13 protein-coding genes are annotated in these 12,215 nt (G+C 66.4%); all 13 read left to right on the top strand.

Features of this window, described 5'->3' with window-relative positions:
* Window positions 1–64: 64 nt before the first annotated feature.
* The 13 genes from A7W11_RS22600 (at window position 65) to A7W11_RS22535 (ending at window position 12,202) form a co-directional block, all read left to right on the top strand.
* Window positions 65–2,992, top strand: a complete 2,928-nt coding sequence (locus tag A7W11_RS22600) for a monovalent cation/H+ antiporter subunit A (protein ID WP_066419638.1) — start codon at window positions 65–67, stop codon at window positions 2,990–2,992.
* The gene (locus A7W11_RS22595; RefSeq protein ID WP_066134168.1) at window positions 2,992–3,336 is read left to right on the top strand and encodes a Na+/H+ antiporter subunit C; all 345 of its coding nucleotides are present in this window, start codon (window positions 2,992–2,994) and stop codon (window positions 3,334–3,336) included. Before A7W11_RS22600 ends, A7W11_RS22595 begins: the two co-directional genes overlap by 1 nt.
* Window positions 3,336–4,973, top strand: coding sequence for a monovalent cation/H+ antiporter subunit D (locus A7W11_RS22590; RefSeq protein ID WP_066419636.1), 1,638 nt, complete (start codon window positions 3,336–3,338; stop codon window positions 4,971–4,973). Before A7W11_RS22595 ends, A7W11_RS22590 begins: the two co-directional genes overlap by 1 nt.
* On the top strand, window positions 4,973–5,452 hold the full coding sequence (locus tag A7W11_RS22585; protein ID WP_066419634.1) for a Na+/H+ antiporter subunit E: 480 nt from the start codon (window positions 4,973–4,975) through the stop codon (window positions 5,450–5,452). The genes A7W11_RS22590 and A7W11_RS22585 overlap by 1 nt, the downstream gene beginning before the upstream one ends.
* Window positions 5,449–5,730 (top strand): K+/H+ antiporter subunit F, encoded by a 282-nt coding sequence (locus A7W11_RS22580; protein WP_066419632.1) that lies wholly within the window; start codon window positions 5,449–5,451, stop codon window positions 5,728–5,730. The genes A7W11_RS22585 and A7W11_RS22580 overlap by 4 nt, the downstream gene beginning before the upstream one ends.
* Window positions 5,727–6,077, top strand: coding sequence for a monovalent cation/H(+) antiporter subunit G (gene mnhG, locus A7W11_RS22575; RefSeq protein ID WP_066419629.1), 351 nt, complete (start codon window positions 5,727–5,729; stop codon window positions 6,075–6,077). The genes A7W11_RS22580 and mnhG overlap by 4 nt, the downstream gene beginning before the upstream one ends.
* A gap of 208 nt (window positions 6,078–6,285) precedes the next feature.
* Window positions 6,286–6,819 (top strand): hypothetical protein, encoded by a 534-nt coding sequence (locus tag A7W11_RS28315; protein ID WP_066419627.1) that lies wholly within the window; start codon window positions 6,286–6,288, stop codon window positions 6,817–6,819.
* Window positions 6,820–7,136: 317 nt separating this feature from the next.
* Window positions 7,137–7,985, top strand: coding sequence for an HAD family hydrolase (locus tag A7W11_RS22565; protein ID WP_066419625.1), 849 nt, complete (start codon window positions 7,137–7,139; stop codon window positions 7,983–7,985).
* A gap of 10 nt (window positions 7,986–7,995) precedes the next feature.
* A complete protein-coding gene (tadA, locus tag A7W11_RS22560) occupies window positions 7,996–8,514 on the top strand; it encodes a tRNA adenosine(34) deaminase TadA (protein WP_082887435.1) in 519 nt (172 codons plus the stop codon).
* Window positions 8,511–9,602 (top strand): LD-carboxypeptidase, encoded by a 1,092-nt coding sequence (locus tag A7W11_RS22555; RefSeq protein ID WP_066419623.1) that lies wholly within the window; start codon window positions 8,511–8,513, stop codon window positions 9,600–9,602. The genes tadA and A7W11_RS22555 overlap by 4 nt, the downstream gene beginning before the upstream one ends.
* A 45-nt stretch (window positions 9,603–9,647) precedes the next feature.
* The gene (locus A7W11_RS22550) at window positions 9,648–9,848 is read left to right on the top strand and encodes a hypothetical protein (RefSeq protein ID WP_066419621.1); all 201 of its coding nucleotides are present in this window, start codon (window positions 9,648–9,650) and stop codon (window positions 9,846–9,848) included.
* Window positions 9,849–9,965: 117 nt separating this feature from the next.
* Window positions 9,966–11,312 (top strand): AAA family ATPase, encoded by a 1,347-nt coding sequence (locus A7W11_RS27650; protein ID WP_162270305.1) that lies wholly within the window; start codon window positions 9,966–9,968, stop codon window positions 11,310–11,312.
* A 290-nt stretch (window positions 11,313–11,602) separates the two neighbouring features.
* A complete protein-coding gene (locus tag A7W11_RS22535) occupies window positions 11,603–12,202 on the top strand; it encodes an imm11 family protein (RefSeq protein ID WP_066419615.1) in 600 nt (199 codons plus the stop codon).
* Window positions 12,203–12,215 lie beyond the last annotated feature (13 nt).

Here is a 12,215-nt window from a genome sequence, read left to right as displayed (position 1 = left end):
TCGCCGACATTCATGCATGACTGGAAATAATCTGATATTTTCCGGGTGATACCGCCGGAGTCCCATGCTTTTAATCCTAATCCTCGCATTGCCGTTCGCCGGCAGCTTGTGCGCAGCCATGCTGCCCGCCAATGCCCGCAACGCGGAATCCTGGCTGGCCGGCCTGGTCGCGCTGGGCTGTGCCGTCATCACCGCTCTGCTGTATCCGCAGATAGCGGCGGGCGAGATCATACGGATAGATCTGCCATGGGCCCCCGCGCTGGGGCTGCATTTCACCCTGCGCATGGACGGATTTGCGTGGCTCTTCACGTTCATCGTGTCGGCCATGGGGGCGCTGGTGGTGCTGTATGCGCGCTACTACATGTCGCCCAAGGATCCGGTGCCCCGGTTCTTCTCGTTCTTCCTGGCGTTCATGGCGGCCATGCTGGGGCTGGTGCTGTCCGGCAACCTGATCCAGCTGGTGCTGTTCTGGGAAATGACCAGCCTGGCCTCGTTCATGCTGATCGCCTATTGGCACCATCGTCACGATGCGCGCCGCGGCGCGCGCATGTCGCTGACGGTGACGGCGGCGGGCGGCCTGAGCCTGCTGGCCGGGGTGCTGATCCTGGGCTACATCGCCGGCAGCTACGATCTCGATGTGGTGCTCCAGTCCGGTCCGCAGGTGCGCGCCGACCCCTGGTACGTGGCGGTCCTGGGCCTGATCGCGTTCGGCGCCCTGACCAAGAGCGCGCAGTTCCCGTTCCAGTTCTGGCTGCCCAACGCCATGGCCGCGCCTACGCCGGTTTCGGCTTTCCTGCATTCGGCCACCATGGTGAAGGCGGGCGTATTCCTGCTGGCGCGTTTCTGGCCGGTGCTGGCGGGCACCGACGAATGGTTCTGGATCATCGGCGGGGCGGGGCTGTGCTCGCTGGTGCTGGGCGCCTATGCCGCCATCTTCCAGCGCGACATGAAGGGCGTGCTGGCGTACTCGACGATCAGCCATCTCGGCCTCATCACGCTGCTTCTGGGGCTCAACAGCTCCCTGGGCCTGGTGGCCGCCATCTTCCACATGGTCAACCATGCCACCTTCAAGGCCTCGTTGTTCATGGCGGCCGGCATCGTCGACCATGAAACCGGTACGCGCGACATCACGCGGCTAAGCGGCCTGTATCGTGCCATGCCCATCACGGCCATCCTGGCCATGGTGGCGGCGGCGTCGATGGCGGGCGTGCCGCTGCTCAACGGCTTCATCTCGAAAGAGATGTTCTTTGCCGAAACCACCTTCGTCAGCGGCGATTGGGCCGTTCAGATCGGTCTGCCGGCGCTGGCCACGCTGGCCGGGGCCTTCAGCGTGGCCTATTCGCTGCGCTTCATCGTGCAGGTGTTCTTCGGCCCGCCGCCTGCCGAAGACCTGCCGCGTGCGCCGCACGAGCCGCCGCGCTGGATGCTGCTGCCCAGCGCGCTGCTGGTGTTCACCTGCCTGGTGGTCGGCGTGCTGCCGGCCTATACCGTGGGACCGTTCCTCGAACTGGCCGCGCGCAGCGTGCTGGGCGACGCCATGCCCGAGTACGACCTGGCGGTGTGGCACGGTTTCAACCTGCCGCTGATGATGAGCTTCGTGGCGCTGGGCGTGGGCATCGTGCTGTACCTGGCGCTGCGCGCCCACCAGGGCCGCCATCCGGGCCGCGTGCCGTTCATCTACCGTTTCGACGGGCTGCGCACCTTCGAGTACCTGCTCGAAGCCGCTGGCCAGGGCTCGAGCTGGTTGCTGCGTCATGTGTCGTCCACGCGCCTGCAGGTGCAGATGATGCTGATCGTGCTTGGCACGCTGCTGGTGGCCTGGCTGCCGCTGCATGACGGCGGCTGGCTGTCGGGCGGCGTGCCGCCGTCGATGCCCGATCCCGCCTTCCTGCTGCTGTGGACCGTGGGCAGTGTCTGCGCGCTGGGCGCGGCCTTCCAGGCCAAGTACCATCGCCTGGCTTCGCTCACGCTGGCCGGCGCGGCGGGCCTGGCGGTCTGCCTGACGTTCGTCTGGTTCTCGGCGCCCGATCTGGCGCTGACCCAGCTGGCCGTCGAGGTCGCCACCGCGGTGTTGCTGCTGCTGGGCCTGCGCTGGCTGCCGCGCCGCGTCGAGGACATGGGCGCCGAGGGCGGCAAGGGCGGCCGCGCCCGCCTGCGCCGCGTGCGAGACATGGTGCTGGCCGCGCTGGCCGGCATCGGCATGGCCGCGCTGACCTACGCCATGCTGACGCGTCCCATTGGCGACACCATCTCGGCCTTCTTCGTGCGCAATGCCTTGCCCGAAGGCGGCGGCACCAACGTCGTCAACGTCATCCTGGTGGACTTCCGCGGCTTCGATACCCTGGGTGAAATCACCGTGCTGGGCATCGTGGCGCTGACGGTCTACGCGCTGCTGCGCCGCTTCCGTCCCGCGCCCGAGAGCGTGGCCGTGCCGCGCCAGCAGTACGACCAGGACGGCAGCGCCGCCGAAAAACTGACCGATCTGCGGCGTCCCATTCCCGAGGGCTTCATGATGGTGCCGGCCGTGCTGGCGCGCCTGATCCTGCCCATCGCCGCGCTGGTGTCCGTCTATCTGCTGCTGCGCGGGCACAACCAGCCCGGCGGTGGTTTCGTCGGCGGCCTGATCATGGCCACCTCCATCATCCTGCAGTACATGGTGGGCGGCGTGCACTGGGTCGAGTCGCGCAGCCGCCTCAATCCGCAGTACTGGCTGGGCCTGGGCCTGCTGGCGGCGGGCGGCGCCGCGCTGATGGCCTGGTTCGCCGGCCGGCCTTTCCTGTCCGCGTTGGCCGCGGATCTGCCGCTGCCCATCGTCGGCAAGGTGCACCTGTCCACCGTCATCCTGTTCGACGTGGGCGTGTACATGCTGGTGGTGGGCGCCACCGTGCTGGTGCTGGTGGCGCTGGCGCACCAATCGCTGCGCGCGCAGCGCAAGGCGGCGGCCGATGCTCAGGCCGCCGCGCAATCCGCAACCGAAGGGGGAGCAGCCTGATGGAAGCTGTCTATGCCATCGCAATCGGCGTGCTGGCGGGTTCGGGGGTGTGGCTCGTGCTGCGTCCTCGTACCTTCCAGGTCATCATGGGCCTGTCCCTGCTGTCCTATGCGGTCAATCTTTTCATTTTCGGCATGGGCCGCCTGACGGTCGGCCATCCGCCGGTCATCGATCCGGCCGTGCCCGTCGATCCCGCCGTCATGGCCGATCCCATGCCGCAGGCGCTGGTGCTCACCGCCATCGTCATCGGCTTCGCCACCACCGCGCTGTTCCTGGTGGTGCTGCTGGCGTCCCGCGGCCTGACGGGCACCGACCACGTCGATGGACGGGAGCCGCGATCTTGATGTCTTTGCTGTTGACGCACCTTCCCGTTCTGCCCATCGCCATCCCGCTGCTGGCGGGGGCGATGATGATGTTGATGCCCGAGGCGCAGCGCGCGCTGCGCGGCGTGATCGGCGTGGGCGCCGTGCTGCTGCAACTGGCCTGCGCCATGGCGCTGCTCGTCCTGGCGGGCGACAGCCTGGGGCAGGGCCCGTGGCCCACCGGCATCGGCGTGTACCTGCTGGGCGACTGGCCCGCGCCGTTCGGCATCGTGCTGGTGGTCGACCGGCTGGCCGCCGTCATGCTGGCGCTGACCGCCGTGCTGGGCCTGCTGTGCCTGGTCTACTCGCTGCCGCGCTGGGAACGCTCCGGCGTGCACTTCCATCCGCTGTTCCAGTTCCTGCTGATGGGCCTGAACGGCGCCTTCCTGACCGGCGACCTGTTCAACCTGTTCGTGTTCTTCGAGGTGCTGCTGGCCGCGTCCTACGGCCTGCTGCTGCATGGCTCGGGCATGGCGCGGGTGGGCGCGGGCATGCACTACATCGCCGTCAACCTGGTGGCTTCGTTCCTGCTGCTGATCAGCATCGCGCTCATCTACGGCGTCACGGGCACGCTGAACCTGGCCGACCTGGCGATACGCGCGGGCGGGCTGACCGGCGGCGACCGCCATCTGTTCGAGGCCGGGGCGGCCATCCTGGGCGTGGCCTTCCTGGTGAAGGCGGGCGCATGGCCGCTGAATTTCTGGCTGGTGCGCGGCTATTCCGCGGCCGGCGCGCCGGTGGGCGCGCTGTTCTGCATCATGACCAAGATCGGCATCTACGCGTTGCTGCGCATCGGCTCGCTGCTGCTGCCTACCGGCGCCCCGGCCGCGTTCAGCCTGGACTGGATGTATGCCGCCGGCCTGGCGACGCTGCTGTTCGGCGCCATCGGCATCCTGGCCACGCAGCAACTCAGCCAACTGGCGGGCTACTGCGTGATCGTGTCCGCCGGCACGCTGCTGACCGCGCTGGGCATGCCCGGCGTCACGCTGACCGGTCCGGCGCTGTTCTACCTGATCAGCTCGGTACTGGCCACGGCCGCGCTGTTCATGCTGGCCGAGCTGATCGAGCGCACGCAGTCCTTCGGCGCCAACGTGCTGGCCGTCACCATGGATGCGTTCCATCTCGACGATCCACTGTCCGAGAACCGCTCCGACGACGTGGTGGGCCGCGCCATCCCCGCCGCCATGGCCTTCCTGGGCCTGGCGTTCGTGTCGTGCGCGCTGCTGGTCACCGGCCTGCCGCCGCTGTCGGGCTTCGTCGCCAAGCTGTCGCTGCTGTCCGCGGCGGTGTCGGCCGCCAACGACCAGGTCCGCCACCTCGACGCCTGGATTCTCGTGGCCGGCGTGCTGATCTCCGGCCTGGCGGGCATCGTCACCTTCGGGCGCGTGGGCATCCGCATTTTCTGGAGCGCCGACGACCGCACCACGCCGCGCCTGCGCTGGAGCGAGGCCGGGCCGGTCGGCGTGCTGATCCTGCTGTGCGTGGCCTTGTCGGCCGGAGCGGGCCCCGTGTCGGCCTACCTTGACGCGGCGGCGCAGTCGCTGGACCAGCCCTCGGCCTACATCGAGGCGGTGCTGGCCCAGTCGCCGGTGCGTGCGCTGGGCGCGGGAGGCCACTGATGCGGCGCGATCAATTCGTCATTCTTCCGCTGTTCCTGCTGGTGCTGTGGCTGGTCCTGAATCAGTCGTGGTCGGCCGGACAGATCGTGCTGGGCGCGGGGCTGGCCATCTGGCTGGCCTGGGCGTCGCTGCGGCTGCGTCCGCTGGGCGCCCGCCCACACAGGCTGTGGCGCCTGGCGCCGCTGTTTCCACGGGTGCTCTGGGACATCGTCAAATCCAATGTCGCCGTCGCGAAACTGATCTGGCGTCCGGGACGCAACCTGACGCCCGGCTTCATCACCGTGCCGCTGCGAATGCGCGACCCGCACGGATTGGCCGTCCTGACCTGCTGCCTGACGTATACGCCCGGAACCGTGGTGGTCGATCTCAAGCGCGGCCAGAGCATCACCCTGCACGTGCTGGACCTGCAGAACGAAGCGGCCTGGGCCACGCTGGTCCGGGAACGCTACGAGCGCATCCTGCTGGAGGTATTCGAATGAACACGCTGCTTTTCTGGGCCGCCTGGTTCGCCTTGTTGTGTTTCGTGGTGGCCATGGGCTTCGCCACGTTCCGCATGCTGCGCGGCCCCACCGCGCAGGACCGCGTGCTGGCGCTGGACGCCTTCTACATCAACGGCATGCTGGCCATGCTGGCGCTGGGCGTGCGGTCTGGCTCCGAAGTGTATTTCGACGTGGCGCTGCTGATCGGCCTGTTCGGCTTCGTCGGGTCCACCGCCATGGCCAAGTTCCTGCTGCGAGGCGAGGTGATCGAACCATGACCGATATCCCGCTGTGGGCCGCGCTGCCGGCCTCGATCCTGTTGGTGTTGTCGGGCGTGCTGGCGCTGACCGGTTCGGTCGGACTGGTGCGGTTCCGCACCTTCGTCATGCGCATCCATGCGCCGACGCTGGGCTCGACACTGGGCGCGATGTGCATGCTGCTGGCCTCGGCGCTGGTGTTCTCGGCGCAATCCGGCCGGTTCGTGTTCCACGAGATCGTCATCGCGCTGCTGTTGCTGCTGACCTCGCCGGTGACGGCCATGCTGCTGATGCGCGCGGCGGTGTACCGCACGCGGCGCCGTGACGACGTGCCGCCGCCGGCAAAGGACGCCGCGGATAAGGCGTAGGTTTCTCTGCGGGTCCAGGCGCGCCTTGAGAGCCACGGAATGGTTTGCGCCGCGCTTTTCACTTTTCACGCGCCGTCCCCCATTTACGGTTTAGCGGGGCTTGTTACATTTTCAGGGCGACCGTCCCGTTGCAATCCCGTACCGTATCAGGGTGAGTGAGCTTCGCGGCGGACATCCTGTCCCGCCGACGGTTATTCAGGAGGGAACCATGCAGACTTCCGTTATTTCGCGTCTTACCACCCTGTGCGGCGCCCTGGCCCTGGGCGCCGCCCTCGCGCCCGCCGTGTCGATGGCCCAGAAGTCGGCCACCACGGCGCAGCAGCAGTACCAAGAGGACGTCAAGCGTTGCAACGCCGGCCAGACCAGCCAGGATCGCCGCACCTGCCTGCAAGAGGCTGGCGCCGCGCTGCAGGAGTCGCGCCGCAACCGCCTGGACGACAAGCAGCAAGGCCGCTACGACCAGAACGCCATGCAACGTTGCGCGGCCTTGCCGGCTTCGCAGCAGCAGGACTGCATGACGCAGATGCAATCGCCCACCCGCGTGATCGGCAGCGTCTCGGGCGGCGGCGTGCTGCGCGAGACCGTGATCCAGGTGCCGGCGGGGACGCCGGGCGCCATGCCTTCCACGCCGGCCCAGGGCTATGCACCGCCGCCGGCCGGTGGCCAGGGCGGCTATGCTCCCCCGGCGCCTCCGCCTGCTCCGGGCTCGGCGCCGGGCTATGCCCCGCCGCCGGTTCGCTAGTCTCGCATTGCATTGAAGGGCTCTTCTTTGAAGCCGGGCATTTGCCCGGTTTTTTTTGCCGCCGGGCCGCCCCAAGGCAAAAAAAGCCCCCTCGGGGGGCAGCAAGCCGAAGGCGCGGCGTGGGGGGCTTTTTTTGTCCGCTCAACCCAAAGCAGGCTCACCGCGCCGGGCGGATGATGAGCCGTTTGCACACCGTTGCCTCGCGATCCCTTTGCCCTGCACCCCGATGGCGCCAGTCGACAAAAGCGTTACCAATTTTGGTGAGGCCGCGCCGTTGAGGCAAAATGGCGGCTGTCTCACTGATACCGCCTCCCGCCATGTCCGACGTCATCGCACTGATCTTCGACTTCGACGATACGCTGGCCCCGGACAGCACCACGGGCTTTCTCGACAGCATCGGCGTCGACACCACGGCGTTCTGGAAGGATTCCGTCGATCCGCTGCTGTTGCAGCAGGATTGGGATCCGGTGCCGGCCTACCTGTACCGCATGATCGAGCTGTCGCGCGGCGGGCAGCACGGCGCCATCACCCAGCAGCGCCTGGCCCAGTGGGGCGCCAGCCTGCCGCTGCACGACGGCGTCACCACGCTGTTCCAGCGCCTGCGCGACGCCGTGCGGGCCGATCATCCCAAGGTGCAGCTCGAGTTCTACCTGATCTCCAGCGGCATCGGCGACGTGGTGCGCAACACGCCCATCGCGAAAGAATTCACCGAGATCTGGGCGTCCGAGTTCGCCTATGGCGAAGACGGCGGCATCACCTTTCCGCGCCGCATCGTCAGCTACACCGACAAGACACGCTACCTGTTCCATATCCAGAAGGGCATCATCGGCCGCGAATACCGGGGCAAGCCCTTCGAGGTGAACCGCAAGGTGTCCGAAGACCGCCTGCGCGTGCCGTTCGACCAGATGGTGTTCGTGGGCGACGGGTATACCGATATTCCGTGTTTTTCGCTGGTGCGCCGTGGCGGCGGCATCGCCTTCGGCGTGTGGGATCCGAAGCACAAGGACAAGCGCAGCCGGGCCTGGGGCTTCATCGAGGACGGCCGCGTGTCCAACCTCAACCATGCGCGTTTCGACGAGCAGGCCGAGCTTTATCAGTTGCTCGAAGCGGCGGTCAACAGCCTGGCCGGCCGTATCGCGCTGGAATCGCGCGCGTATCGTGGCTAAGGAGAGTGCAATGACCGCAGGCACCGGCACGACCCTCGATGATCCGGCCGAGACGCAGGCCGAGATCGACGAACGCATGATGAACCTGGCGCTGGAGCAGGCCATGCTGGCCGCGGGCGCCGGCGAGGTGCCGGTGGGCGCCGTGGTGGTGGATGCCGCCGGCAACGTCGTGGGCGCGGGCTACAACCGCACCATCACCGACAGCGATCCCACGGCCCATGCCGAGATCGTCGCGTTGCGCCAGGCGGCGCAGCGCCAGGGCAACTACCGCCTGCCGGGCTTCAGCCTGTACGTCACGCTCGAACCCTGCGTGATGTGCGTGGGCGCCATGCTGCACGCGCGCCTGACGCGCATCGTCTACGGCGCGCCCGACCCCAAGACCGGCGCCTGTGGCAGCGTGCTGGACGTGGGCGCGGTCGCCCAACTGAATCACCAGACCCATATCCATGGCAACGTGCTGGCCGACCCGTGCGGCAGCATACTGCGCGGCTTCTTCCGGGAACGCCGCCGCAAGGAACCGAACGAATGAGTACCCAGAACGACGGCATCACCCAAGCCCCCCGGGCGACGAAGACGCGCGGCAAGGCAGCCGCCGCGGCGCATGGCGATCATGCGCAGGCTCATGCCGCCCATGGGCATGACCACGAGCATGCCGGTCACGGCGAGCATGGCCATGAATGCGGTGAGGCTTGCGGCCACGATCACCATCATGCGCATCCCATGCCCGAGGCCGGCGGCATCTACCTGGTCTCGCCGTCCTCGGCGGTGCAGGATCCCGCCACCGTCGAACTCGCCTGCCAGCGCCTGGCCGCCGACGGCTTCCAGACCCGTGTCGACCGCGGCGCCTTGCTGACGCACCAGCGTTTCGCGGGGACCGACAAGCAGCGCGTCGCCGGCCTGGAGCGCGCCATCAAGCAGAAGCATCCCATCGTGATGGCCACGCGCGGCGGCTACGGCCTGTCGCGCATCCTGCCCGCCATCGACTGGAAGGCCATGGCCGACAGCGGCAAGCGCTTCGTGGGCTTCAGCGATTTCACGGCTTTCAACCTGGCCCTGCTGGCGCAGACGGGCGCCGTCAGCTACAGCGGCGCTTCCGCCGTGGCCGATTTCGGCGGCGCCGAGCCGGACGAACTGACGCCGCTGCTGTTCGGCGAGATCATGCGCGGCGAACTGGAGATCCTCAGTTTCGAGACGCGCGACGCCGATTCCGTGGATGCCCGTGGCGTGCTGTGGGGCGGCAACCTGGCGGTGCTGTGCTCGCTGCTGGGCACGCCGTACTTCCCCAAGACGCGCGGCATCCTGTTCCTGGAAGAAGTGGGCGAGCATCCGTACCGCGTCGAACGCATGCTGGCGCAATTGGCGCAGGCCGGTGTGCTGGATAAACAGAAAGCCATCGTGCTGGGGCATTTCTCCAACTACCGCCTGGCGCCGCACGACGCGGGCTTCGACATGCCCGAGGTGGTGAAGTGGCTGCGCCGCACGGTCAAGGTGCCGGTGGTGACGGGGTTGCCTTATGGTCATATTCCCACCAAGGCCACGTTGCCGGTGGGGCAGAAGGTGGGCATCGCCACCGAGCGCGGCATGGCGCATCTGGTGATCGACGAGCATGTGCACTAAGGTGCCGTGCCTGTGTCACGCCCGGTGTGCTGGCGTTGACGCATCGTGAGCCTGCATCAGGTACTGATCCTCGCCGCGCTGGTCATCGGCGGCCTGGCCGTCTTGGCCGTGTGCCGGCGCGCCTGGCGGGTTCTTGGGGCCACTGACGAAGGCGAGGCACGCAAGCCCGCCGGCAGATGGTTCTATCCGGTGATCGCGGTCTGTCTTGCCGCTTGGATGGCAACGCTGTATCTGCGTTTCGGCTGAAGCCGGGCGCTCGACAGGGAAGGGGCGTCAATGGCTGAGTGTGCCGCTACTGATCCGGGTAGCAAGGGCGATGGGGATGGCACGGTATCCGCCCTTGGAGGGGCAGAGCTGGCTCGCGTGCTCGATGTGGAGCTGAACTGGCTGGCGAGGGTGCTGGACACGGCTGTGCGCCTGCACTTCGGGCAGCCCTGCGACGTGGAAGACGTCACGGAGATTCCCGCGCCAGGCTTCGGTGACGACAGCACCGAGTATGCGCAGATCCTCCGGAGGGTCATGCCGTCATTCGACGAACGCCTTGTACTGATCCTGGCCCTGGCGCCTTATCTGCGTCCGCAATTGCTCGACCTCCTGCTCTTGCGCAACGAGCGTACCGGACGTGGGTTCACGGAATTCGGCGGCATGGTGGATGGGCCTCATGCCGGTTTCTGGCCGACTTTCGAAACGGCTGCGTTTCTCGTGGGCGGGACCCTGTGCCTGCAGCGCCGCCTGCATCTGGCACGGCTCATGGATCCGGCGCATCCCCTGCAGCGAGACCAACTGCTGCATTCCATTGTCCAGGCGCCTGCGCAGAATGGGTTCGCCGCGCCGTTGCGTGCGGGCAGCGGACTGTTGAGCCGTCTCTTGCCCGGCATGACGCCGGATGACGCCCTACCGGGGGCGCTTGCCTGCCGCCGCATGACCACCTCGCTGGATTGGGGCGATCTGGTGTTGCCGCAGGACACGCGCGAGGATGTCCAGGAGCTGCTTGCATGGATCCGCAATGCCGATGCCTTGCGCGGCATGGGGAAGCTTGCCCGCCATATCGGGCCTGGATGCCGCAGCTTTTTTCATGGACAGCGTGGCACGGGCAAATCATTGACCGCGGCGCTGTTGGGCAAGGTAATGGGCCAGGTTGTCTATCGCGTCGATACGCGGCAGGCGATTTCGGAAGTCTCGGAGGCGGCCGAGGCCTCTGTCGCGCGTCTTTTCGATGATGCTTCGCGGCACCGGTGGATCCTGTACTTCGATGAGGCGGACGCCTTGTTCCGCGAGCCGGGTGGCCTGCGGCTCGCCAGCCATGGCGAATGCGGCACGTCTGCTGCGGCGAATCGAGGATTTCCCTGGGGTGGTCATCCTCGCATCGCATCTGGACGATGGGGGCGACGGCGCTTTTGCGCGTCTGTTTCCAACCTGCATCCATTTTCCGATGCCGGGCCCCGAACAGCGCCTGGCCTTGTGGCGCAACGCTTTCTCAGCGTGCCCGTCACTGGCCGAAGGCGTCGACTTCACGGGCATCGCAACCGATTACGCCCTGACAGGCGCCGGGATTGTCGACGTGTTGCGCCGCGTGTCGTTGGCATCGATCCAGCAGGCAGGCGCGACAGTGCAGCACGCGGACATCGTCGCGGCCATACGGCGCCATCTTTCGCAGGCGCGGTCAGCAGCAGGCGGCCTGGCCGCTTCTCATTGATCTGCTGCCGGTGAGGCGTGGTTTGAGCTTGCGCCGCGCGCCGCCTGTTCCATACGGCGTTCATGCCTGGCGCGGATACCCTGTCGAATATCAGCCATGCCAATGCGTTTCGTTGGCGCGGATTTTTTCGCATGCCGTGAGGCGGAAATGATGACGTATTTGTGATGCCGGCTTGCACGGGTTCTGAAATGTCATTTTGCAGTCACCCTTTCATTTTTCTTTCCAATTATCATCCCATCCCTGTCGAGGGGTGGAAGCGCTGCGACTCATGAGTCGTATCTTTCAAGAATTACGAGGTTTTCCCATGAATCAAGATTCGAATCAAACCCGCGATTATTTTGTCCTGATCCAGGAACTGACCGGCTTGTCTGCCACGCCGGGTCGTATCTGGTTGAATGAAAAGGAAATCCTGGCGGGTACGCGGCTGGGCCCGGGCCCATTCCGCAATCTCAGCTTCCGCGAAAACCCCAAATTTGCATTCGATCGCACCAAGCGGCGCGGCGCCCTGTGGGACGCCTATGCAGTCGGCATGTTCGGATGGCTGGTGTCCGATCGGTTGAAGACGCTGCTGGAACAGTCCGGGTTCGGAATGCTGGCCTTCCAGCAGGTCGACGTCGACTACACGAACTTCGACGCGCCGGGCCCGGATTACTGGCTGTGCGATTTCATTGAATACCTGGATTGCGTGGACGAAGAAAAATCGGACATCGAATACCAGGACGACGCGCCTTTCAAGAATTATCTCGACTTGCGCCGGACCGTCATGAAGCAGGACGTGGTCGGGCAGCGGCACGCCTTTCGTTTGAAACATGCCACGCAGAAAGTGATTGTTGACGATGTTTTCGTCGCTGCGATGCATGCCGGAAAAGTGACAGGTTTCGATTTCCAGAAACTCAATCAGTGATTGCCTTCATATT

The sequence above is a fragment of the Bordetella ansorpii genome, from assembly GCF_900078315.1.
Classification (GTDB): Bacteria; Pseudomonadota; Gammaproteobacteria; order Burkholderiales; family Burkholderiaceae_B; genus Bordetella; species Bordetella ansorpii.
This window is presented reverse-complemented; position numbering and strand designations above follow the sequence as displayed.